Raw genomic sequence first — 592 nt, 5'->3', positions numbered from 1 at the left:
CGCGCCGCGGCGCGATGCCGGACCGCATGCGCCCTCTTCAGCAACGAATGACCGGCATCTCAGCCGTCGCGCGCCCCCGCACTGGCAGGCGTTCGGCAACATCGCGCAATGCTCGGATCCTTTACAGGCTCTTGAGCCGATGCGAGAGGCGACCACGTCAGATAACATCATGAGGCATTTGCCGATGAACGCGCTCGTCACGACCAGAACGGTGCTGCTCGCCCTCCTCCTCTCGACTCTGAGCGCGCATTCCGCAACCACCGACAAGCGCGATCGACAACGGGCGGCGCAAGGTACCGTCTATGAGTACGGACCGCGCGGCCCCAACCGGTCCTACCAGTCCGGTCCCCACACCCGCATCTATGTGAGCAAACGGTCCTGGCTGGATGGCGGGACCGAGGTGCTCCCAGGCGAGCGCAAGTTCACCGACTATGCCTTGCCGCCCGGCGCCTCGTTCGCACGCAGCAACAACAACCGGCCGCTCGACCGGCAGCCACTGAGTCCGGATTCGGACCTGGGCGGATATGCACAGAGAATACCGATCCCGTGGTGAGCGGACTCGTGTCTCGGACACGCTGCGTCCGGGGCACGA

Annotated in this window: 1 protein-coding gene; it reads left to right on the top strand. The window is 65.4% G+C overall.

Translation table 11 applies throughout. The features are described from left to right. The first annotated feature begins 184 nt into the window (after window positions 1-184). Entirely contained in the window at window positions 185-553 is a 369-nt protein-coding gene (locus AABA86_RS33940) for a hypothetical protein (protein ID WP_445083504.1), read from the top strand. The last annotated feature ends 39 nt before the right edge of the window (window positions 554-592 follow it).

Origin of the sequence: Bradyrhizobium sp. TM233 (assembly GCF_036247965.1) — a bacterium.
In the GTDB taxonomy this organism is placed as follows: Bacteria; Pseudomonadota; Alphaproteobacteria; order Rhizobiales; family Xanthobacteraceae; genus Bradyrhizobium; species Bradyrhizobium ottawaense.
Note: the sequence above shows the minus strand (reverse complement) of the source record. Positions and strands in the feature narration are given on the sequence as shown.